This window comes from Garicola koreensis, assembly GCF_014195445.1.
In the GTDB taxonomy this organism is placed as follows: Bacteria; Actinomycetota; Actinomycetes; order Actinomycetales; family Micrococcaceae; genus Nesterenkonia; species Nesterenkonia koreensis.
On sequence record NZ_JACIBT010000007.1, the window covers coordinates 38,148 to 57,872 of the forward strand.

Consider the following 19,725-nt stretch of genomic DNA (forward strand, 5'->3'; position numbering starts at 1 on the left):
GCCCACAATCACGGCACGACGACGACGTACGGCACCGTGCGCCGCCGCGGCTGAACGCGCCGTCAAGGGTGAAGGAGTACCGACATGTGGGATGTGCTGGCCGGATTCGCGGTGGTCTGGCTGATCATCGCCGTCGGCTACCTCCTGGGCCGCTTCGGGGTGCTCAAGCCGGAGGCGCGGATCGTGATGAGCCGCACCGCGTTCTTCGTCGCCTCACCGTGCCTGCTGTTCATCACCATCTCCGGCTCCCCGATCAGCGAAGTGATCGGCCCGCAGTTCGGTGTTGCGGCGATCAGCGCCTTCATCACCCTGTTCATGTTCCTGCTGCTGGGCCGCTTTCTGCTGCGCGGGCGCCGCTTCGCTGAGCAGATGATCGCCGCACAGAGTGCCGCCCAGGTCAACGGAGCGAACTTGGGGTTCCCGATCGCCGCCTACGTGCTGGGCGACGTCGCCCTGGCCGCCCCGGTGGTCATGTTCCAGCTGGCCCTGTTCATGCCCATCATGGTGGCCTCCCTGGATCAGGCGACCATCGGGACGACCACCACCAGTTCGGTGCGGCCCAGCACCACACGCTCCGTGCTGCGGCGGATCCTCCAGACGGTGGGCAACCCGGTGATCCTTGGCTCGCTGCTGGGGCTGCTGTTCTCCTGGCAGCAGTGGAGCGTGGTCGGCCCGGTGGCCGAATCCGTCGAACTGCTGGCTGGGGCGGCCATCCCCCTGCTGCTGCTGTCCTTCGGGCTCTCCCTGGTGGGCAACTATCCGTTGGACAAGGCTGCGGGGCGCCGTCGTGATGTGCTTCTGGCGACGGCTGTGAAACTCATTGTTCACCCGGTCCTGGCGTATCTGGTGGCCGTCTACCTCTTCGACCTGGACGGTCTGATGCTCTATGCCGCGGTGGTGATGGCCTCGCTGCCCACCGCGCAGAACGTGCTGGTGACTGCGGTGCGCTACCAGACCGGGGAGGTCATCGCCCGGGACACAGTGCTGATCACCACCCTGCTGGGCATCCCGTCCATGGTCGTGGTGGCGCTGCTGATGACGTAGGCGGCGGACCGGCCGGCAGGCTCAACTGCTGTGGTGCTCTGCCATCGCGGCCGGTCCGGTGGGGTCGTGGACCCGGGCCAGCAGCAGACCCAGCCCCGCAGCGAGCACGATGATGATCCCGGGAATGGCCATGACCTGGCCGCCGAAGACGGCGATGAGCCCGCCGATGAGCGCCGGGGTCAGAAACGACATGCCGCGGCCGGCGGTGGCGTAGAGGCCGAACAGCTCACCGGCCCGGTCCGGGGGAGCCAGCCGCCCCAGAAAGGCCCGCGAGGAGGCCTGAGCCGGGCCCACGAACAGGCACAGCAGCAGCCCGAACAGCCAGAAGGCCTGCACCGGTGTCATGGTGAAGATTCCGACGTCGACGGGGCGCACCATGCTCCACATGATCACCGCAATGATCAGCAGGCTGGACAGGCTGATGGCGATCACCCGGCGCGGGCCGATGCGATCGTCGAACCAGCCGCCGATGAAGGCCCCCAGTGCGGCGATCACATTGCCGGCGACGCCGAACAGCAGCACGCTGCCGGCCACTTGGGTGAAGGGGATGCTGGCATTTTCGATGTGGTAGACGTGTACCCCCAACACGGCGCCCCAGGTGAACACCGCGGAGAGGCCGTCGCGGTAGATCGCCGAGGAGACCAGAAACCACAGGGTGTTCCGGTCCTGCTTCCACAGCCCCGCGAGTACCAGGAACAGTCGGCGGTACGATTCTGCGACGGAGACCTTCTCCTCCACCGTGTCCTGATCTGCAGTGGGCAGCCGGGTCAGCAGCAGCGGCAGCGCGAAGATCAGGTGCCAGAGCGCCCCCACCAGCGCGACGGCGCGGATGTTCACCGCCTCATCGGTGCCGATGCCCAACCAGTCGCCTTCGATCATGCCCACATAGACCACCAGCAGCAGCACAATGCCGCCCAGATAGCCCGCGCCCCAGCCGATGCCGGAGACCCGGCCCATGCGCTGGTGATCGGAGATATCGGTGATCATCGCGTTGTAGTTCAGATTGGCGAACTCATCGAAGAGGCCCATCAGCGCCATCAGCGTCACGCCCAGCAGCAGATAGCCCTCTTCGGGCCGGACGAAGAAGCAGGCGGCGACCATGATGATCACCATCACGGTGTTGATGCTCAGCCAGAGCCTGCGTCGGCCGGCCTTATCAGTGCGCTGGCCGATCACCGGGGCAGTCAGGGCGATGATCGCACCGGCGACGGCGGTGGCCACCGCCAGATACTGGGCGCCGCGATCGCCGGGGCCGAACGCCTCGGAGGTGATGTAGGTGCCGAAGACGAACGTCGTCATCACCGCCGAAACGGTCGCATTGCCCCAGCTCCACATGCTCCACTTGATGATCAGCGACCTGCTCAGCGGCCCGGCGGAGGATCGCGTGGACCCACCATCGCCGGCGGCGCGGGACGATTCGCTGTGCCCGGCGGCGTCAGTCATAGTATGTTCCCCCGTGAGTCGGCTCGATAGGCGGATCGTAACCCGTTTCTGTTAACATTAGGGGAACTGTCACGTGGGCAGCCCTGGATCGGCGCAGGATGATGCCGCACAGCGCTCCCGCGGTGAGTAGCGGTCCATGGTCCACAGCTGGAGAGTGAGAGGGTACGTTTATGCTCACTGTGCTCGCTGTACTGTTCGCAGTGAGCATCGTGGCACCCGTCCTCCACGCCTGGTGGGGACGGAGCGCCTTCTACATCCTTGCTGGTGTTCTTGCCGCGGCCTTCGGCTGGGTCCTGTTCCATATCCCACAGGTCGTCGGCGCCGACCAGGCGGCCACCAATGATGCCCCGAATGCGGTGCCGGCATACGTGGTGGAGTGGATCCCGCAGCTCGGCGTCGAGCTGGCCTTCCGCATGGACGCCCTGGGGCTGATCATGGCGCTGCTGGTCACCGGGGTCGGTGCCCTGGTGATGCTCTACTGCGCCCGCTACTTCCCTGCCACTGAGCGTTCGGCCGGGCCCTTCGCCGCCCAGCTGTTCGCCTTCGCCGCAGCCATGCTGGGCCTGGTGGTCTCCGATGACCTGGTGATGCTCTTCATCTTCTGGGAGCTCACCACGGTGCTGTCATTTCTGCTGATCGGCTACTCCGCCCACCGAGTCTTTGCCCGCCGCTCAGCGATCCAGGCGCTGGTGGTCACCACCTTCGGCGGTCTGGCGATGCTGGTGGGTCTGCTGTGGATCGGCCAGCTGGCCGGCTCCTACCGACTCTCCGACATCCTCGCCGCGGCCCCGGAGCTCTCCGGCACGGCCGTGGATGTGGCCATAGTGCTGATTCTGGTCGGGGCGGTGTCGAAGTCAGCGCTGGTGCCCTTCCACTTCTGGCTGCCGGCGGCCATGGCGGCTCCGACCCCCGTGTCCGCGTACCTGCACGCTGCGGCGATGGTCAAGGCCGGCGTCTACCTGGTGGCTCGTTTCGCCCCGGGCTTCCACGACACCACATTCTGGCTGCCGCTGGTGCTCATCCTGGGCCTGGCCACTATGCTCATCGGCGCCTACCGGGCGCTGCGCCAGACGGACATCAAACTGGTTCTGGCCTACGGCACCGTCTCCCAGCTGGGCTTCCTCATTATGGTCAACGGCCTGGGCACCGAGGACGCCGCGGTGGCCGGGCTTGCCATGCTGCTCGCCCACGGGCTGTTCAAGGCGGCGCTGTTCATGGTGGTCGGCATCATCGACAAGCAGACGGGAAGTCGCGACCTGCGCACGCTGTCAGGCATCGGCCGGGCCCAGCGGCCGCTGCTGATCATCTCGATCGTCGCCGCGGCCTCTATGGCCGGGCTGCCGCCGCTGTTCGGGTTCGTCGCCAAAGAGGTCGTCTTCGAGTCCTTCTACAGCTACGCAGAGGTCAACGGTGGAGCCAGCTGGGCAGTGCTGATCGGGGTGGTCATCGGTTCCGCAGCCACGGTGGCCTACTCCGCCCGCTTCATCTGGGGCACTTTTGGCAGCAAACGGGACAACAACGGCCAACCGCTGGCGCCCACCACGATCCACGCAACGCCCGACGCCGTATTCCTCGCCGCTCCGGCAGCGCTGGGTGTGTTCACGCTGCTGTTTGCTGCAGCACCCGGACTCGTCCAGCACCTGGTTGAGCCCTTCTCGACCCTGTTCGATCCGGCAGCCCCCGGCGTCGAGCCCACATACCTTGCTTTGTGGCACGGGCTGACCCCGGTGCTGGGTCTTTCAGCGCTCACCTGGGTGCTGGGCCTGGGCCTCTTCTGGCTGCTGGGCACCAGGGACGAGGTCCCGCGAGCGGTTCCGGTCGTGTTCGACGCCGAACGGATCTACCGCAGCAGCATCCGGGCGCTCGATAACTTCTCCGCATGGCTGACGTCCAACACCCAGCGCGGCTCGCTGGGCTGGTACCTGTTCATCATCGTCGCCGTGGCCACCGCAGCCCCGGCCGGGGTGATCGCGCTGACCGGTCAAGCGGTTCCCGGTCACATGATCCTGGCCGAGGAACCGATGCAGATGGTGCTGGCAGCGGTGATCATAGCCGGCGGCCTCGGCGCAGTCTGGGCGCCCAAACGGTTCATGGCGGTGCTGATGGTCTCACTGTGCGGCTGGGGGATCGCCGGGATCTTTGCTCTGCAGGGCGCCCCGGATCTGGCGCTGACGCTGCTGCTGGTCGAATCCATCATCCTGGTGGTGTTCGTGCTGGCACTTCGCACCCTGCCGGCCGGAATCTGGACCCTGAACCCCACGCGCTTCAAATTCGGCCGGGCCCTGCTGGGCGGGGCCTTCGGGCTGGTGATCATGGCCGCAGTGGCGATCTCCATGGATTCACGCACCCATGAGCCGGTCAGCCTCGAATACTCATGGATGGCCTATGACGTCGGCAACGGCTCCAACATTGTCAACGTGACTCTGGTCGACATCCGAGTCTGGGACACCTTCGGAGAGATCACCGTGCTGGCCGCGGCCGCCACCGGTGTGGCCAGCCTGATCTTCGTCAAACGCCGAGACGTCCGGCGCCGACAGCTCCACGAGGTGCCCACCGGGTCGGTGGGGCGCATTCTCTCCGACAAGGCGCTCTCGCCGCGGCAGGTCCAGGAGGTCAAGGTCGCCCGCAGCTTTGCCACCGTCGCCCGCGAAGCCTGGCTGGTGGCCGGCCGCACTCTGGCACCTGAGCACCGCTCCATCATCTTCGAAGTCGTGACCCGACTGATGTTCCACGCGACCATTATGCTCTCGATCTACCTGCTGCTGGCCGGGCACAACTCGCCCGGCGGCGGATTCGCCGGAGGCCTGCTTGCCGGGCTCGCGTTCCTGCTGCGCTACCTGGCCGGCGGCCGCTACGAGCTGGAGGCGGCGATACCCTTCTCCGCGGGGGCGCTGATGGGGTGGGGCCTCGCCGTGGCATGCTTCACCGGCATCTTCCCGCTCATCGTGGGCGGTCAGACCTTCCAGAGCTTCGTGGTGGACCTCAGCCTGCCGCTGTTCGGAGAGCATCACCTGGTCTCCAGTGTGCTCTTCGACGTGGGCGTCTACCTGGTGGTGATCGGGCTCATCGTCGATGTGCTGCGCAGCCTCGGTTCGGAGATCGATGTGCGCAGCGAAGAAGAGCCCAAGAGCTCCTCGGCGCTGGGGCACAGCATCCACGCACAGACCACAGTGGGGGTAGCGCGATGAGCGCAGCTGAACCCCAGGAGGTGGCCCTATGACCATCAACCTGACTCTTCTGGTGCTGATGGGGGTGATGCTCGCAGTGGGGATCTACCTCATGCTGGAGCGGTCCCTGACCCGCGTGGTGCTGGGCATCATCCTGCTCTCCAACGGGGTGAACCTGCTGCTGCTGCAGACCGGCGGGCGAGCCGGGCGCGCACCCCTGGTTCAGGATGGGATCGACGCGCAGGAGTACTTCGACCCGCTGCCGCAGGCACTGTTGCTCACCGCGATCGTCATCGCCTTCGCACTGGTTGCCTTCATGCTTGCCCTGATCTATCGCTCCTGGGTCCTGGCGCGCCAGGATGAGGTCACCGACGACGAGGAGGACCGCCGGGTGGCCCAGGCCGTCGGCGCCTACGACCCCGAGGAGGATGCTGAGGTCGACACCGAGACCTCTGAGTTCAGCGACCCCTCCCCGGACTCGGCCTCCGACTTACCGCCGGTGATCAGCCCCGCCGAGCACTTCAGGGGCCACAATGATGAGCCGGAGGAGGACCGCTGATGGAGATCGACATCATCGAGTTCGTGCCCCTGGCGGTGCTGCTGCCGCTCTTCGGCGCTGCTTTCACCTTCGCCTTCTACCGCAACCGGGCGACGCAGAGAGCCATCGCGATCGGCACGCTGATCATCACCGCGCTGCTGCAGATCGTGCTGCTCTCCGAAGTCTGGACCGGTGGGGCGTATGCGGTGAACCTGGCCGGATGGCCGGCCCCCTACGGCATTGCCATGGTCATCGACCGGTTGTCCGCGCTGGTGCTGGTGATCTCATCGATCATCACCCTGGCCGTTCTGCTCTACGCAGTGGGCCAGGGTGCCGCCGAGGAGCGCGACGACGCAGGCCCGGTCTCCATCTTCTTCCCCACCTACCTGATCCTGGTCGCCGGGATCTCAAACGCGTTCCTCGCCGGAGACCTCTTCAACCTCTACGTGGGCTTCGAAATCTTCCTCACCGCCTCCTATGTGCTGCTCACGATGGGAGGAGGGGAGGCGCGCATCCGCGCCGGCGTCACCTATGTGGTGGTCTCCATCCTGTCCTCGATGCTGTTCCTGATCACCATCGGTCTGATCTACGCGGCCACCGGCACGGTCAACCTGGCCGATATTGCGCTGAAGGTCAGCGAGCTGGACCCGGGGATGCAGCTGATGCTGCACGTGCTGCTGCTGGTGGCCTTCGGCATCAAGGCCGCCGTCTTCCCCCTGGCGTTCTGGCTGCCCGATTCCTATCCCACCGCACCGGCACCGGTCACTGCGGTGTTCGCCGGACTGCTGACCAAAGTCGGCATCTACGCGATGATCCGCACTGAGACGCTGCTCTTCCCCGGTGATCGGATCAACACCGGGCTGATGATCGTGGCGGCGCTGACCATGATCGTCGGCATCCTGGGCGCTCTGGCCCAGACAGACATCAAACGAATGCTCAGCTTCACCCTGATCAGCCACATCGGCTACCTGGTGTTCGGTCTCGCGCTGAGCAGCATCGCCGGCATGGCCGCCACGATCTACTATGTGGCCCACCACATCACCATTCAGACCACACTGTTCCTGGTCACCGGACTGATTGAACGCCGCGCCGGCACCGCGAACGTGGACCGGCTCGGCGGGTTGGCGAAGATCTCGCCGCTGCTGGGAATCCTCTTCTTCATACCCGCGATGAACCTGGCGGGGATCCCGCCGTTCAGCGGATTCCTCGGCAAGATGGGCATCATGCAGGGAGGCATCGCGGAGAACACCTGGATTACCTGGACGCTGGTCACCGCCTCCGTGGTGACCTCGCTGCTGACCCTGCTGGCGGTCTCGCGCATCTGGTCCCGCGGGTTCTGGCGTCGTGCTGAGGACGTCGAAGACTGTGAGCCGATCCTGCAGCAGAAGACGTTGGCCCACACAAGGGCGGCGAACAAGCGACTGCTGCCGGCGAGCATGGTGCTGCCCACTGCGACCCTGGTGACGATGAGCCTGGCCTTCACCGTGCTGGCCGGCCCACTGATGGACTTCTCCCGGACTGCCGCCCAGGACCTCTACGAACGCACCCCCTACCTGGAGGCGGTGCTCGGGGAGGGGCGCATCGACAGTGTGCGCGAGGACCTGCACGAGTTCACCCTGGACAACATGATTGACGTAGACACCGGCGACGACGGCGCTGCCGAGTTCGCGCCGGTGGAGACGTCCCTGCAGCCCGAGTCCGAGGACCCTGAGCCGGGAGGTGATCAGTGATGCGCAGGCCCAAGACTCCGCTGAAGCTGGAGCTGCCGCTCATCGTCTTCCTGGGCTTCTTCTGGATGGCGGTGTGGCAGAGCTTCACCATTGGCACCTTCATCCTGGGCGCCGTCTACGGAGCGATCGTGGTGCGGGTGTTCTACCTGCCCCCGCTGCGCCGCAGCGGGCGGATCAACCTCTTCTGGGGCCTGGTGCAGCTGCTCCGGTTCCTGGGCAAGATGTTCCTCGCCAGCTTTCAGGTGGCCTGGCTCGCTGTGGTCAAGGGGCCGCGCATCAGGAACTCGATCATCGCCATTCAGCTGCGCAGCCACGATGACCTCATCATCACCCTCACCGGCCACTTCTTAGCGCTGGTGCCCGGCTCGCTGGTGGTGGACGTGGACCGCACCACTGCCACCCTCTACCTGCATGTCATCAACATCTCCGACGACGCCGCAGTCGAGGCCATTCGTGCAGATGCGATGCGCACGGAGAATCTGTTCATCCGCACCATAGGAGGCCGTTCAGACCTTGCGGTCGTCAAAGCCGAGTCCAGACTGCAGCGCACCGCCGGCCTGACCAAGGCTGAGCGCGAGACTCCGGCGGCGCGCGGGACCAGAGCCCCCGGGGCTCGGATGCCCCGCCTGCCGCAGGGCGCCGCTGATTCACCCGGAAGGCAGGAGGCACCATGATGCTCGACTACGCCTACTGGATCACCCAGGCGCTGCTGGCCGCCGGCGCCCTGTGCGCGGTCTACCGCGTCTACCGGGGCCCCTCGGTGCTGGACCGAGTGATCAGCGTCGACGTCATCCTGATCATCGTCGGTTCGGTCATGCTGGCTGATATGGCCTACAACGGCCATCAGGACTACATCATGTTCGTGGTGATCTCCGCTGTCATCGGCTTCCTCGGTGCTGTGGCCATCGCCCGCTACGTCGTCACCGGCGGCACGGCCCCCCAGGACAGCGCGAAGGAGGCGGAGAAGCAGGCCGCCGGCATCGCCTGGGAGCCGGCACCGGAGCCGGAGATTCCGGCCTCGCCGTTCGCTCCGACTGAAGGTTCGGGTGCGCAGACGGGGTCGGATGAGGACGAGTCGACGTCGTGGTTCGCCGCCCTGACCAAGTCCGGCTTCCGGCCCCAGTCGGAGAACCGGACGAAGGGAGATGACTCATGAGCCCCGAGACGCTGGATGCGGTCCTTGACGGTGTGGCCGCAGTGTTCATGGTGATCGGGGGGCTGATGTCGCTGGCCGCCGGTCTGGGTCTGGTGCGTTTCCCGGATCTGCACACGCGCATGCATGCGGCTACCAAGCCGCAGGTGCTGGGACTGCTGATGCTGGTGCTCTCCGCCTCGATCATGTGGCGGTCCTGGGAATGGGCGGCCGTGGCGCTGCTGGCGTGGGGGCTGATGATCCTCACCGCCCCGGTCAGCGCCCATGTGGTGGGCCGTGCCGGCTACCGGACGAAGCATCTGCGCGCTGATCTGCTGACCCACGACCATCTGGGCCGCACGGTGGATCGGCTCTCCGAGGAGGACAGCGTCCGCCGGGAGATCACCAACGACTAGGCTGGAGCCATGATTCTCAAGATCGTTTTTGGCGCCATCACGATTCTGACCGTTGCCGCTGGAGTCATTGTGCTCACCGGCGAGCCTGCGGTGGCTGCCGCGTTCGCCTTCGGAGCTGCCGTGGTGGCGGCGGTCTATTTGGCCTACCTGATCGGTCGCGACGCGAAGAAGCGCAGCCTGTAGACCACGCAGCCTGTAGACCGCCGTGCTGAGGCGACCGGCCAGGGCGGGCAGAGTGAGGTTCAGACCTCGGACTGCTTGCCGTAGGCGCCTCTGATCTTCGCCGAAGCAGTCTTTGCTCCCCGCTGAGACAGGATCTGCACTGCCGCGCTGATCGCCGCAGAACTTACCGCGAAGACCAGCGCCTTCTGGATGGAGACGTTGTCCACCTCATCGTGCTTGGGCGCCTCCTCTCCGGTGACCTGCTTCCAGCCGAACTCGAAGACTTTGGTGGCCAGCATGCCGCCGGCCATCGAGACGCCCATTGTGACTGCTTTGTCGATCAGCTTGTCCATGGGCAACAGCCTATCTCCCATCAGCGGGCATAGAGTAGTGCCATGCGTATTGCAGCAGCACAGATTGTCACGGGGGAGGATCCGCAGCAGAACCTGGAGCTGGTTCGGCAGTGGACAGCCCGGGCCGCAGCGGCCGGCGCCGAGCTGGTGGTCTTCCCCGAAGCCACCCAGCGAGCCTTCGGCCACCGTCTCACCCCCATCGCCGAAGCCGTCGACGGACCCTGGGCGCAGGAAGTCCACCGCATCGCCAAGCGGCACGGCGTCGTCGTCGTGGTGGGGATGTTCACCCCCGCATCACCCACAGAGGAGGGAAAGCCCCGGGTGCGGAACACGCTGCTGGGGGTGGGTCCCTCGGTAGTGGTCTCCTACGACAAGCTGCACCTCTACGACGCCTTCGGCTTCCAAGAGTCCCAGAACGTCGAAGCCGGCGACCGGGTGGTGCAGTTCCCCACGCGCGGTCTCACCTTCGGCCTGGCCACCTGCTACGACATTCGCTTCCCGCAGCTGTTCCACGCCCACGCCCGCGCCGGGGCCCATGCCACGCTGGTGCCGACCTCCTGGGCGCCCGGGCCGGGAAAAGTGGAGCAGTGGCGAACATTGGCCGTCGCTCGAGCACTGGATTCCACGCAGTACATCATCGCCTGCGCCCAGGGGGTGCCCGCTGCGGCCGGCGTGGACGCGCCGGAGGGAGCACCTACGGGGGTCGGTCACTCGATGATCGTCTCACCGACCGGAGAGATCCTGGCCGAAGCCGGCGAGGAGCCCGAACTGCTGGTGGCCGACATCGCGGCCGAGACGGTGGAGAAGGCCCGCAGTGCGCTGCCTGTGCTGGCCAACGCGCGCTCCGACATCGACTATTTCGGTGCCGCCTAGGTCCACACCAGGTTCCAGGTGCCAGCCGCGAAAGCCGTGCCGGTGGCCGCTGCTGCGATTGCTGCGCCGCCGATCAGCACCAAAGCGTCGGCACCGCTGAAGCTGGCCGCCCGTGCCCAGGTGCGCTCACCGGCGCCGAACCCGCGGGACTCCATGGCCACCGCAAGCCGGGTGGCCATCCGGATCGCCTGCACCAGCAGGCCGAAGGACTGTGACAGGAACTGTCTGCGCAGACCGCGGGCGCGTCGGGCGTGGCCCAAAGTGGTCCAGTGCTGGGCCAGCAGCCCCAGCAGCCGCAGGGCAGCAAGGGCACCGAGCACAAACCGCGCCGGCAGCCTGAGTTGCTGAGCCAACGCGTCGGCAAGATCGGTAGGATCAGTGGTGGAAAAGACCAGCACACTGGGCAGCACAATCGCGAAAGCGCGGGCACCCAGAGCAAGCCCCAGCTCCAGAGAGCCGGTGGAAACAGTGGTGACCCCCAGGTTCATCAGAACACTTCCGGACTCCTCGGCGGCAAGCGCCGCCCCCCACACTGCAGCTGCTGACGCCGCAGCGAAGATCCAGATGCGCCGCAAGAACGTCCCCAGCCGGATGCCGGCTGCTGGCAGCAGGGCGAAGCAGGCAGCAGTCACCACGGCCGCCGAGACTGCGTCGATAGTGGCGATCAGCGCCGCGGTGATCAGCAACAGCGCCGCCAGCTTCCCCACAGGGTTCCGGCGACCCAGCCACGACGCATTGTGGGCGGACGAAAGCAGTGGGCCCATCCCACGCGGTCGAGCTGGCTCTGAGGGAGCAGACTCCTCCGGGTCGGCGGCGGTGACCGCGAACTCCTCAGCGTGCAGCGCACGGAGAAGCGCCTGGTCGTGTGTGACCGCGACTATGCTGCCACCTGAGGTCAAGTGCTCGCGCAGCAGTCCGATGAGTTCGGCGAAGGTATGGGCGTCCTGGCCGAATGTCGGCTCATCGAGCATCAACAGCTGCGGTCCGGCCGCCAGGGCCGTGCCGAGGGAAAGCCTGCGCTTCTCCCCGCCGGACAGCGTGAACGGGTTGACTTCGCTGAGGTGTGCAATGCCCAGCCGGGTCAGCAGCGTATCGACCCGGGCGGTGACCTCCCCGTCAGTGAACAGCGGCTCAGCTGTTCCGGGTCGGCGGGCCGCCTGCGCGGATAGGCGAAGCTCACCGGCCACTGTGGAGCGGACGAACTGGTGCTCAGGTTCCTGGAATACGGTGCCAATCCGTGAACTGAGGTCTGCGGCGCGCCACAAGTGCGGGGAATCACCAAGCCCTCCGCTGGGATCGGATTTCAGCACGGTGGCGGCCGTGAGGATGCCACCGTGGGGCTCAAGCAGGCCGGCCAAGGTCAGCAGCAGCGTGGACTTGCCGGCGCCGTTGGGCCCGGTAATCCCAGTGGCCGAGGATTCCCTGAGCCGGATATCGACTCCGGACAGTGCTGGTCGCGGGGCAACAGCGCCGAGCCGGTGCTTCTTCGGGCGCCGCCGGTGAACATCCAATCCTGCCGCGCTCAGCAGCGGTTGGCTGTGGTTTGGGGGTGAGGGCCGCCATGCGGGCAGCTGAGCCACCGGGTCGTGACCAGGCACCCAGAGCCCAGCGGCGATCAGCGCGGCACGCAGCTTCTCGTCCTGATGAATCTCCTGCGCGGGCACACAGTGCCGCAGGCCTCCGCCGGGTTCGACAACCAGCAGGGTGTCGACGTGCTCGACCCAGGTCTGCAGCTGATGCTCCACCACGATCAGTGTGGCACCGGTGGCCCGGCACACGTTCAGCACCGCTTCGCGAACCTGCAGTCGCCCCTGCGGGTCCAAGTGTGCGGTGGGTTCGTCCAGCAGGAGAAGCCCCGGCCGCATCGCGAGCACCCCGGCGAGCGCGAGTCGCTGCTTCTGGCCGCCGGACAGGTGCGCGGTGGGATGATCATCGCGCAGGGCCCCCAGCCCGACGGCTTTCAGCGCCTGGCTGACTCGGGCTGGGATCTCCTCAGGAGGTACTGCCAAATTCTCGCAGGAGAAGGCAACGTCGTCTCCGACCCGGGAGAGCATCACCTGAGACTCCGGCTCCTGCTGCACCAGTCCGGCACGACCGCGGGTCGCGTCTGGGGAGCGGCCATCGAGCAGCAGGCTGCCGCCGCAGGCAGCATCCTCATCGTGGAGCACACCGGCGACGGCGTGCAGGAGCGTGGATTTTCCCGATCCGGAGGCTCCGGCCAGCAGGACGCGTTCCCCGGGGGCAACATCCAGGTCCAGTCCGGAGATGGCGGGATGCGGACGGCCGGGGTGCTGGTAGGTGAAAGCTGCTGCGCTCAGCTGCACCCCGCGGGTCAGCGTCTGTTGGTCCCCGGCGCTCACTTTCGCGGGCCCCCAGCACGAAAGAGGCCCTCGGTGTGGGCCCGTCGTGACCGCAGCGGCCCCAAGACCCCGGCAGCAGCCAGCCCACGCACGGCCATCCAGGGCAGCACACCAGCAATGATGGCTCCGGAGAGTGTGAACCCGGCGATATGCACCCACGTGCCGGCGGCGTCGTACTGGTAGTAGCTGGCGATCCAGTTCTCGTTGATGCCGCCGGCGACCCCTGCTGCGGCCCCAGCCAGGACTGCCACATCCACGCTGTACCTGCGGTAGATAAAGACCAAGAGAACCAGCTCGGCTCCCATGCCCTGGAGGAAGCCGGAGAGCAGCACACCGAGGCCCCACTGTGAACCGAGGATCGCAGAGACTGCGGCGGCGACCATCTCACAGTAGACCGCGGCGCCGGGTTTACGAATGATGAGCGCACCAAGCACAGCAGGAAAGAGCCACATTCCAGCCACCAGTGAAGCTGCGGGAGGATACGCCAGGAACAGGGTGCTGACTGCGTGGTAGGAGAGGTTCCAGCCCCAGAAGATCACTCCTGCGGCCACGGCCAGAGTGGAGGCGACAACGATCTCGGAGACGGACCAGGTGCGGTGGCGCCACGACGGCGCCGCAGAATGAGGCATAGTTTCGACTTCCTTCGCAGGTTCTAACCTGGTGCAGGTTCAAGGGTCGGGGCCCTCAGCCCCATCTCAGCGCCTGACGAGCCGTACGGCTCCGGGGCGCTCCCCTGTCGGATGATGAGCTATTCGGTTATGGGTGCAGTGTATCGCAGCTGGTGCGGATTCAGGGCTCGGCCGGGTAGGTCTCCGCAAGATCCTGGGCGAGGAAGTCCATCAGCTGGGAGGTGTAGTGCTCACTCACGTCCTTCGCCGCCTGATCGACCCGGCTGATCGGCGAGGCCAGCCGCACCGAGGAGAGCAGCCAGGCATGGTCGGCCGAGCGGACATCCTCTGGAGTCAGCGGCCCGTAGCCCAGCTCCCACCCGGCGCGCTCGGCCCCGGCGAATGCCGCGCCCTGGGTGGTGCCGGGAAGGATCCCCGTCTTCAACGTCGGAGTGATCAGCTTCGGAGGCCCGTCGGCGGCAACGGTCATCAGCACCAGAGTGGAGGTGGGAGCTTCCAGCACCTTGTTGTCAGAGGTGGCCGGGCACAACTCGCCCGGCGGCGGATTCGCCGGAGGCCTGCTTGCCGGGCTCGCGTTCCTGCTGGCGCTACCTGGCCGGCGGCCCGCTACGAGCTGGAGGCGGCGATACCCTCTCCGCGGGGGCGCTGATGGGGTGGGGCCTCGCCGTGGCATGCTTCACCGCATCTTCCCGCTCATCGTGGGCGGTCAGACCTTCCAGAGCTTCGTGGTGGACCTCAGCCTGCCGCTGTTCGGAGAGCATCACCTGGTCTCCAGTGTGCTCTTCGACGTGGGCGTCTACCTGGTGGTGATCGGGCTCATCGTCGATGTGCGAGCAGCCTCGTTCGGAGATCGATGTGCGCAGCGAAGAAGAGCCCAAGAGCTCCTCGGCGCTGGGGCACCAGCAATCCACGCACAGACCACAGTGGGGGTAGCGCGATGAGCGCAGCTGAACCCCAGGAGGTGGCCCTATGACCATCAACCTGACTCTTTCTGGTGCTGATGGGGGTGATGCTCGCAGTGGGGATCTACCTCATGCTGGAGCGGTCCCTGACCCGCGTGGTGCTGGGCATCATCCTGCTCTCCAACGGGGTGAACCTGCTGCTGCTGCAGACCGGCGGGCGAGCCGGGCGCGCACCCCTGGTTCAGGATGGGATCGACGCGCAGGAGTACTTCGACCCGCTGCCGCAGGCACTGTTGCTCACCGCGATCGTCATCGCCTTCGCACTGGTTGCCTTCATGCTTGCCCTGATCTATCGCTCCTGGGTCCTGGCGCGCCAGGATGAGGTCACCGACGACGAGGAGGACCGCCGGGTGGCCCAGGCCGTCGGCGCCTACGACCCCGAGGAGGATGCTGAGGTCGACACCGAGACCTCTGAGTTCAGCGACCCCTCCCCGGACTCGGCCTCCGACTTACCGCCGGTGATCAGCCCCGCCGAGCACTTCAGGGGCCACAATGATGAGCCGGAGGAGGACCGCTGATGGAGATCGACATCATCGAGTTCGTGCCCCTGGCGGTGCTGCTGCCGCTCTTCGGCGCTGCTTTCACCTTCGCCTTCTACCGCAACCGGGCGACGCAGAGAGCCATCGCGATCGGCACGCTGATCATCACCGCGCTGCTGCAGATCGTGCTGCTCTCCGAAGTCTGGACCGGTGGGGCGTATGCGGTGAACCTGGCCGGATGGCCGGCCCCCTACGGCATTGCCATGGTCATCGACCGGTTGTCCGCGCTGGTGCTGGTGATCTCATCGATCATCACCCTGGCCGTTCTGCTCTACGCAGTGGGCCAGGGTGCCGCCGAGGAGCGCGACGACGCAGGCCCGGTCTCCATCTTCTTCCCCACCTACCTGATCCTGGTCGCCGGGATCTCAAACGCGTTCCTCGCCGGAGACCTCTTCAACCTCTACGTGGGCTTCGAAATCTTCCTCACCGCCTCCTATGTGCTGCTCACGATGGGAGGAGGGGAGGCGCGCATCCGCGCCGGCGTCACCTATGTGGTGGTCTCCATCCTGTCCTCGATGCTGTTCCTGATCACCATCGGTCTGATCTACGCGGCCACCGGCACGGTCAACCTGGCCGATATTGCGCTGAAGGTCAGCGAGCTGGACCCGGGGATGCAGCTGATGCTGCACGTGCTGCTGCTGGTGGCCTTCGGCATCAAGGCCGCCGTCTTCCCCCTGGCGTTCTGGCTGCCCGATTCCTATCCCACCGCACCGGCACCGGTCACTGCGGTGTTCGCCGGACTGCTGACCAAAGTCGGCATCTACGCGATGATCCGCACTGAGACGCTGCTCTTCCCCGGTGATCGGATCAACACCGGGCTGATGATCGTGGCGGCGCTGACCATGATCGTCGGCATCCTGGGCGCTCTGGCCCAGACAGACATCAAACGAATGCTCAGCTTCACCCTGATCAGCCACATCGGCTACCTGGTGTTCGGTCTCGCGCTGAGCAGCATCGCCGGCATGGCCGCCACGATCTACTATGTGGCCCACCACATCACCATTCAGACCACACTGTTCCTGGTCACCGGACTGATTGAACGCCGCGCCGGCACCGCGAACGTGGACCGGCTCGGCGGGTTGGCGAAGATCTCGCCGCTGCTGGGAATCCTCTTCTTCATACCCGCGATGAACCTGGCGGGGATCCCGCCGTTCAGCGGATTCCTCGGCAAGATGGGCATCATGCAGGGAGGCATCGCGGAGAACACCTGGATTACCTGGACGCTGGTCACCGCCTCCGTGGTGACCTCGCTGCTGACCCTGCTGGCGGTCTCGCGCATCTGGTCCCGCGGGTTCTGGCGTCGTGCTGAGGACGTCGAAGACTGTGAGCCGATCCTGCAGCAGAAGACGTTGGCCCACACAAGGGCGGCGAACAAGCGACTGCTGCCGGCGAGCATGGTGCTGCCCACTGCGACCCTGGTGACGATGAGCCTGGCCTTCACCGTGCTGGCCGGCCCACTGATGGACTTCTCCCGGACTGCCGCCCAGGACCTCTACGAACGCACCCCCTACCTGGAGGCGGTGCTCGGGGAGGGGCGCATCGACAGTGTGCGCGAGGACCTGCACGAGTTCACCCTGGACAACATGATTGACGTAGACACCGGCGACGACGGCGCTGCCGAGTTCGCGCCGGTGGAGACGTCCCTGCAGCCCGAGTCCGAGGACCCTGAGCCGGGAGGTGATCAGTGATGCGCAGGCCCAAGACTCCGCTGAAGCTGGAGCTGCCGCTCATCGTCTTCCTGGGCTTCTTCTGGATGGCGGTGTGGCAGAGCTTCACCATTGGCACCTTCATCCTGGGCGCCGTCTACGGAGCGATCGTGGTGCGGGTGTTCTACCTGCCCCCGCTGCGCCGCAGCGGGCGGATCAACCTCTTCTGGGGCCTGGTGCAGCTGCTCCGGTTCCTGGGCAAGATGTTCCTCGCCAGCTTTCAGGTGGCCTGGCTCGCTGTGGTCAAGGGGCCGCGCATCAGGAACTCGATCATCGCCATTCAGCTGCGCAGCCACGATGACCTCATCATCACCCTCACCGGCCACTTCTTAGCGCTGGTGCCCGGCTCGCTGGTGGTGGACGTGGACCGCACCACTGCCACCCTCTACCTGCATGTCATCAACATCTCCGACGACGCCGCAGTCGAGGCCATTCGTGCAGATGCGATGCGCACGGAGAATCTGTTCATCCGCACCATAGGAGGCCGTTCAGACCTTGCGGTCGTCAAAGCCGAGTCCAGACTGCAGCGCACCGCCGGCCTGACCAAGGCTGAGCGCGAGACTCCGGCGGCGCGCGGGACCAGAGCCCCCGGGGCTCGGATGCCCCGCCTGCCGCAGGGCGCCGCTGATTCACCCGGAAGGCAGGAGGCACCATGATGCTCGACTACGCCTACTGGATCACCCAGGCGCTGCTGGCCGCCGGCGCCCTGTGCGCGGTCTACCGCGTCTACCGGGGCCCCTCGGTGCTGGACCGAGTGATCAGCGTCGACGTCATCCTGATCATCGTCGGTTCGGTCATGCTGGCTGATATGGCCTACAACGGCCATCAGGACTACATCATGTTCGTGGTGATCTCCGCTGTCATCGGCTTCCTCGGTGCTGTGGCCATCGCCCGCTACGTCGTCACCGGCGGCACGGCCCCCCAGGACAGCGCGAAGGAGGCGGAGAAGCAGGCCGCCGGCATCGCCTGGGAGCCGGCACCGGAGCCGGAGATTCCGGCCTCGCCGTTCGCTCCGACTGAAGGTTCGGGTGCGCAGACGGGGTCGGATGAGGACGAGTCGACGTCGTGGTTCGCCGCCCTGACCAAGTCCGGCTTCCGGCCCCAGTCGGAGAACCGGACGAAGGGAGATGACTCATGAGCCCCGAGACGCTGGATGCGGTCCTTGACGGTGTGGCCGCAGTGTTCATGGTGATCGGGGGGCTGATGTCGCTGGCCGCCGGTCTGGGTCTGGTGCGTTTCCCGGATCTGCACACGCGCATGCATGCGGCTACCAAGCCGCAGGTGCTGGGACTGCTGATGCTGGTGCTCTCCGCCTCGATCATGTGGCGGTCCTGGGAATGGGCGGCCGTGGCGCTGCTGGCGTGGGGGCTGATGATCCTCACCGCCCCGGTCAGCGCCCATGTGGTGGGCCGTGCCGGCTACCGGACGAAGCATCTGCGCGCTGATCTGCTGACCCACGACCATCTGGGCCGCACGGTGGATCGGCTCTCCGAGGAGGACAGCGTCCGCCGGGAGATCACCAACGACTAGGCTGGAGCCATGATTCTCAAGATCGTTTTTGGCGCCATCACGATTCTGACCGTTGCCGCTGGAGTCATTGTGCTCACCGGCGAGCCTGCGGTGGCTGCCGCGTTCGCCTTCGGAGCTGCCGTGGTGGCGGCGGTCTATTTGGCCTACCTGATCGGTCGCGACGCGAAGAAGCGCAGCCTGTAGACCACGCAGCCTGTAGACCGCCGTGCTGAGGCGACCGGCCAGGGCGGGCAGAGTGAGGTTCAGACCTCGGACTGCTTGCCGTAGGCGCCTCTGATCTTCGCCGAAGCAGTCTTTGCTCCCCGCTGAGACAGGATCTGCACTGCCGCGCTGATCGCCGCAGAACTTACCGCGAAGACCAGCGCCTTCTGGATGGAGACGTTGTCCACCTCATCGTGCTTGGGCGCCTCCTCTCCGGTGACCTGCTTCCAGCCGAACTCGAAGACTTTGGTGGCCAGCATGCCGCCGGCCATCGAGACGCCCATTGTGACTGCTTTGTCGATCAGCTTGTCCATGGGCAACAGCCTATCTCCCATCAGCGGGCATAGAGTAGTGCCATGCGTATTGCAGCAGCACAGATTGTCACGGGGGAGGATCCGCAGCAGAACCTGGAGCTGGTTCGGCAGTGGACAGCCCGGGCCGCAGCGGCCGGCGCCGAGCTGGTGGTCTTCCCCGAAGCCACCCAGCGAGCCTTCGGCCACCGTCTCACCCCCATCGCCGAAGCCGTCGACGGACCCTGGGCGCAGGAAGTCCACCGCATCGCCAAGCGGCACGGCGTCGTCGTCGTGGTGGGGATGTTCACCCCCGCATCACCCACAGAGGAGGGAAAGCCCCCGGGTGCGGAACACGCTGCTGGGGGTGGGTCCCTCGGTAGTGGTCTCCTACGACAAGCTGCACCTCTACGACGCCTTCGGCTTCCAAGAGTCCCAGAACGTCGAAGCCGGCGACCGGGTGGTGCAGTTCCCCACGCGCGGTCTCACCTTCGGCCTGGCCACCTGCTACGACATTCGCTTCCCGCAGCTGTTCCACGCCCACGCCCGCGCCGGGGCCCATGCCACGCTGGTGCCGACCTCCTGGGCGCCCGGGCCGGGAAAAGTGGAGCAGTGGCGAACATTGGCCGTCGCTCGAGCACTGGATTCCA

Annotated in this window: 23 protein-coding genes, 1 pseudogene and 1 riboswitch; of the genes and pseudogenes, 18 read left to right on the top strand and 6 right to left on the bottom strand. The window is 66.2% G+C overall.

The features are described 5' to 3' along the window. Nucleotides 1-84 precede the first annotated feature (84 nt). Nucleotides 85-1,044 (top strand): AEC family transporter, encoded by a 960-nt coding sequence (locus tag FHX47_RS08510; RefSeq protein ID WP_183358516.1) that lies wholly within the window; start codon nt 85-87, stop codon nt 1,042-1,044. A 21-nt stretch (nt 1,045-1,065) separates the two neighbouring features. On the opposite strand, the gene FHX47_RS08515 is transcribed toward FHX47_RS08510, so the two are convergent. Beyond that, a complete protein-coding gene (locus FHX47_RS08515; RefSeq protein ID WP_183358517.1) occupies nt 1,066-2,487 on the bottom strand; it encodes an MFS transporter in 1,422 nt (473 codons plus the stop codon). 170 nt (nt 2,488-2,657) lie between these two features. On the opposite strand from FHX47_RS08515, the gene FHX47_RS08520 reads away from it, so the two are divergent. The 7 genes from FHX47_RS08520 to FHX47_RS08550 are packed head-to-tail and all read left to right on the top strand — an operon-like array spanning nt 2,658 to nt 9,653. Further along, a complete protein-coding gene (locus FHX47_RS08520; RefSeq protein WP_183358518.1) occupies nt 2,658-5,675 on the top strand; it encodes a Na+/H+ antiporter subunit A in 3,018 nt (1,005 codons plus the stop codon). Nucleotides 5,676-5,703: 28 nt separating this feature from the next. Next, entirely contained in the window at nt 5,704-6,213 is a 510-nt protein-coding gene (locus FHX47_RS08525) for a Na(+)/H(+) antiporter subunit C (RefSeq protein WP_183358519.1), read from the top strand. Then, complete coding sequence (locus tag FHX47_RS08530; RefSeq protein ID WP_183358520.1) at nt 6,213-7,922, top strand: Na+/H+ antiporter subunit D; 1,710 nt, start codon at nt 6,213-6,215, stop codon at nt 7,920-7,922. The genes FHX47_RS08525 and FHX47_RS08530 overlap by 1 nt, the downstream gene beginning before the upstream one ends. Continuing rightward, on the top strand, nt 7,922-8,596 hold the full coding sequence (locus FHX47_RS08535; RefSeq protein WP_183358521.1) for a Na+/H+ antiporter subunit E: 675 nt from the start codon (nt 7,922-7,924) through the stop codon (nt 8,594-8,596). Before FHX47_RS08530 ends, FHX47_RS08535 begins: the two co-directional genes overlap by 1 nt. After that, a complete protein-coding gene (locus FHX47_RS08540) occupies nt 8,593-9,078 on the top strand; it encodes an MrpF/PhaF family protein (protein WP_246328125.1) in 486 nt (161 codons plus the stop codon). The genes FHX47_RS08535 and FHX47_RS08540 overlap by 4 nt, the downstream gene beginning before the upstream one ends. Next, the gene (gene mnhG / locus FHX47_RS08545) at nt 9,075-9,470 is read left to right on the top strand and encodes a monovalent cation/H(+) antiporter subunit G (RefSeq protein WP_183358522.1); all 396 of its coding nucleotides are present in this window, start codon (nt 9,075-9,077) and stop codon (nt 9,468-9,470) included. Before FHX47_RS08540 ends, mnhG (FHX47_RS08545) begins: the two co-directional genes overlap by 4 nt. A 9-nt stretch (nt 9,471-9,479) precedes the next feature. Continuing rightward, nucleotides 9,480-9,653 carry a hypothetical protein gene (locus tag FHX47_RS08550; protein WP_183358523.1) on the top strand — a complete coding sequence of 58 codons (174 nt, stop codon included), beginning with the start codon at nt 9,480-9,482 and terminating at the stop codon, nt 9,651-9,653. Nucleotides 9,654-9,712: 59 nt separating this feature from the next. Here the strand turns inward: FHX47_RS08550 and FHX47_RS08555 are convergent, their stop codons facing one another. Then, on the bottom strand, nt 9,713-9,985 hold the full coding sequence (locus FHX47_RS08555; protein WP_183358524.1) for a DUF4235 domain-containing protein: 273 nt from the start codon (nt 9,983-9,985) through the stop codon (nt 9,713-9,715). 42 nt (nt 9,986-10,027) lie between these two features. Between FHX47_RS08555 and FHX47_RS08560 the strand changes: the two genes are divergently transcribed. Further along, a complete protein-coding gene (locus FHX47_RS08560) occupies nt 10,028-10,858 on the top strand; it encodes a carbon-nitrogen hydrolase family protein (RefSeq protein ID WP_183358525.1) in 831 nt (276 codons plus the stop codon). Here FHX47_RS08560 and FHX47_RS08565 read toward each other — a convergent pair. From FHX47_RS08565 to FHX47_RS11135, 3 genes are all read right to left on the bottom strand, one after another. Next, the gene (locus FHX47_RS08565) at nt 10,855-13,218 is read right to left on the bottom strand and encodes an ATP-binding cassette domain-containing protein (RefSeq protein WP_343064348.1); all 2,364 of its coding nucleotides are present in this window, start codon (nt 13,216-13,218) and stop codon (nt 10,855-10,857) included. The two genes, FHX47_RS08560 and FHX47_RS08565, sit on opposite strands and share 4 nt — an antisense overlap. Then, nucleotides 13,215-13,847 (bottom strand): ECF transporter S component, encoded by a 633-nt coding sequence (locus FHX47_RS08570; protein WP_183358526.1) that lies wholly within the window; start codon nt 13,845-13,847, stop codon nt 13,215-13,217. Before FHX47_RS08570 ends, FHX47_RS08565 begins: the two co-directional genes overlap by 4 nt. Next, nucleotides 13,840-13,963, bottom strand: a riboswitch (TPP riboswitch). Its footprint overlaps the gene before it by 8 nt. Before the next feature lie 44 nt (nt 13,964-14,007). Next, nucleotides 14,008-14,520: an aminotransferase class IV gene (locus tag FHX47_RS11135; protein WP_183358527.1), complete on the bottom strand. Its 513-nt coding sequence runs from the start codon at nt 14,518-14,520 to the stop codon at nt 14,008-14,010. Between FHX47_RS11135 and FHX47_RS10880 the strand changes: the two genes are divergently transcribed. Genes FHX47_RS10880 through FHX47_RS08610 form a run of 7 tightly spaced genes read left to right on the top strand, consistent with a single transcriptional unit; the run spans nt 14,405 to nt 18,767 of the window. Further along, nucleotides 14,405-14,788: an MnhB domain-containing protein gene (locus FHX47_RS10880; RefSeq protein ID WP_425484909.1), complete on the top strand. Its 384-nt coding sequence runs from the start codon at nt 14,405-14,407 to the stop codon at nt 14,786-14,788. The genes FHX47_RS11135 and FHX47_RS10880 overlap by 116 nt on opposite strands. A gap of 59 nt (nt 14,789-14,847) precedes the next feature. After that, the gene (locus FHX47_RS08585) at nt 14,848-15,327 is read left to right on the top strand and encodes a Na(+)/H(+) antiporter subunit C (protein WP_246328132.1); all 480 of its coding nucleotides are present in this window, start codon (nt 14,848-14,850) and stop codon (nt 15,325-15,327) included. After that, nucleotides 15,327-17,036 (top strand): Na+/H+ antiporter subunit D, encoded by a 1,710-nt coding sequence (locus FHX47_RS08590; protein ID WP_183358520.1) that lies wholly within the window; start codon nt 15,327-15,329, stop codon nt 17,034-17,036. The genes FHX47_RS08585 and FHX47_RS08590 overlap by 1 nt, the downstream gene beginning before the upstream one ends. After that, entirely contained in the window at nt 17,036-17,710 is a 675-nt protein-coding gene (locus tag FHX47_RS08595; RefSeq protein ID WP_183358521.1) for a Na+/H+ antiporter subunit E, read from the top strand. Before FHX47_RS08590 ends, FHX47_RS08595 begins: the two co-directional genes overlap by 1 nt. Then, a complete protein-coding gene (locus FHX47_RS08600) occupies nt 17,707-18,192 on the top strand; it encodes an MrpF/PhaF family protein (RefSeq protein WP_246328125.1) in 486 nt (161 codons plus the stop codon). Before FHX47_RS08595 ends, FHX47_RS08600 begins: the two co-directional genes overlap by 4 nt. Then, complete coding sequence (mnhG, locus tag FHX47_RS08605; RefSeq protein WP_183358522.1) at nt 18,189-18,584, top strand: monovalent cation/H(+) antiporter subunit G; 396 nt, start codon at nt 18,189-18,191, stop codon at nt 18,582-18,584. Before FHX47_RS08600 ends, mnhG (FHX47_RS08605) begins: the two co-directional genes overlap by 4 nt. A gap of 9 nt (nt 18,585-18,593) precedes the next feature. Then, nucleotides 18,594-18,767 (top strand): hypothetical protein, encoded by a 174-nt coding sequence (locus FHX47_RS08610; protein ID WP_183358523.1) that lies wholly within the window; start codon nt 18,594-18,596, stop codon nt 18,765-18,767. Nucleotides 18,768-18,826: 59 nt separating this feature from the next. Here FHX47_RS08610 and FHX47_RS08615 read toward each other — a convergent pair whose 3' ends face one another. After that, on the bottom strand, nt 18,827-19,099 hold the full coding sequence (locus tag FHX47_RS08615) for a DUF4235 domain-containing protein (RefSeq protein WP_183358524.1): 273 nt from the start codon (nt 19,097-19,099) through the stop codon (nt 18,827-18,829). Nucleotides 19,100-19,141: 42 nt separating this feature from the next. Between FHX47_RS08615 and FHX47_RS10980 the strand changes: the two are divergent. Both FHX47_RS10980 and FHX47_RS10985 read left to right on the top strand, forming a co-directional pair. After that, nucleotides 19,142-19,327 (top strand): annotated as a pseudogene (locus FHX47_RS10980) (nitrilase-related carbon-nitrogen hydrolase); the annotation flags it as partial. Nucleotides 19,328-19,421: 94 nt separating this feature from the next. Continuing rightward, nucleotides 19,422-19,725: nitrilase-related carbon-nitrogen hydrolase (locus FHX47_RS10985; RefSeq protein WP_343064349.1), on the top strand; the 304-nt coding region annotated here is incomplete at its 3' end.

What these genes read in the sequence shown, in the direction of transcription:
- FHX47_RS08510 (WP_183358516.1), top strand. Translation starts at nt 85, where the DNA reads ATGTGGGATGTGCTGGCCGGATTCGCGGTGGTCTGGCTGATCATCGCC.
- FHX47_RS08515 (WP_183358517.1), bottom strand. Translation starts at nt 2,487, where the DNA reads ATGACTGACGCCGCCGGGCACAGCGAATCGTCCCGCGCCGCCGGCGAT.
- FHX47_RS08520 (WP_183358518.1), top strand. Translation starts at nt 2,658, where the DNA reads ATGCTCACTGTGCTCGCTGTACTGTTCGCAGTGAGCATCGTGGCACCC.
- FHX47_RS08525 (WP_183358519.1), top strand. Translation starts at nt 5,704, where the DNA reads ATGACCATCAACCTGACTCTTCTGGTGCTGATGGGGGTGATGCTCGCA.
- FHX47_RS08530 (WP_183358520.1), top strand. Translation starts at nt 6,213, where the DNA reads ATGGAGATCGACATCATCGAGTTCGTGCCCCTGGCGGTGCTGCTGCCG.
- FHX47_RS08535 (WP_183358521.1), top strand. Translation starts at nt 7,922, where the DNA reads ATGCGCAGGCCCAAGACTCCGCTGAAGCTGGAGCTGCCGCTCATCGTC.
- FHX47_RS08540 (WP_246328125.1), top strand. Translation starts at nt 8,593, where the DNA reads ATGATGCTCGACTACGCCTACTGGATCACCCAGGCGCTGCTGGCCGCC.
- mnhG (WP_183358522.1), top strand. Translation starts at nt 9,075, where the DNA reads ATGAGCCCCGAGACGCTGGATGCGGTCCTTGACGGTGTGGCCGCAGTG.
- FHX47_RS08550 (WP_183358523.1), top strand. Translation starts at nt 9,480, where the DNA reads ATGATTCTCAAGATCGTTTTTGGCGCCATCACGATTCTGACCGTTGCC.
- FHX47_RS08555 (WP_183358524.1), bottom strand. Translation starts at nt 9,985, where the DNA reads ATGGACAAGCTGATCGACAAAGCAGTCACAATGGGCGTCTCGATGGCC.
- FHX47_RS08560 (WP_183358525.1), top strand. Translation starts at nt 10,028, where the DNA reads ATGCGTATTGCAGCAGCACAGATTGTCACGGGGGAGGATCCGCAGCAG.
- FHX47_RS08570 (WP_183358526.1), bottom strand. Translation starts at nt 13,847, where the DNA reads ATGCCTCATTCTGCGGCGCCGTCGTGGCGCCACCGCACCTGGTCCGTC.
- FHX47_RS11135 (WP_183358527.1), bottom strand. Translation starts at nt 14,520, where the DNA reads ATGCCACGGCGAGGCCCCACCCCATCAGCGCCCCCGCGGAGAGGGTAT.
- FHX47_RS08585 (WP_246328132.1), top strand. Translation starts at nt 14,848, where the DNA reads ATGGGGGTGATGCTCGCAGTGGGGATCTACCTCATGCTGGAGCGGTCC.
- FHX47_RS08590 (WP_183358520.1), top strand. Translation starts at nt 15,327, where the DNA reads ATGGAGATCGACATCATCGAGTTCGTGCCCCTGGCGGTGCTGCTGCCG.
- FHX47_RS08595 (WP_183358521.1), top strand. Translation starts at nt 17,036, where the DNA reads ATGCGCAGGCCCAAGACTCCGCTGAAGCTGGAGCTGCCGCTCATCGTC.
- FHX47_RS08600 (WP_246328125.1), top strand. Translation starts at nt 17,707, where the DNA reads ATGATGCTCGACTACGCCTACTGGATCACCCAGGCGCTGCTGGCCGCC.
- mnhG (WP_183358522.1), top strand. Translation starts at nt 18,189, where the DNA reads ATGAGCCCCGAGACGCTGGATGCGGTCCTTGACGGTGTGGCCGCAGTG.
- FHX47_RS08610 (WP_183358523.1), top strand. Translation starts at nt 18,594, where the DNA reads ATGATTCTCAAGATCGTTTTTGGCGCCATCACGATTCTGACCGTTGCC.
- FHX47_RS08615 (WP_183358524.1), bottom strand. Translation starts at nt 19,099, where the DNA reads ATGGACAAGCTGATCGACAAAGCAGTCACAATGGGCGTCTCGATGGCC.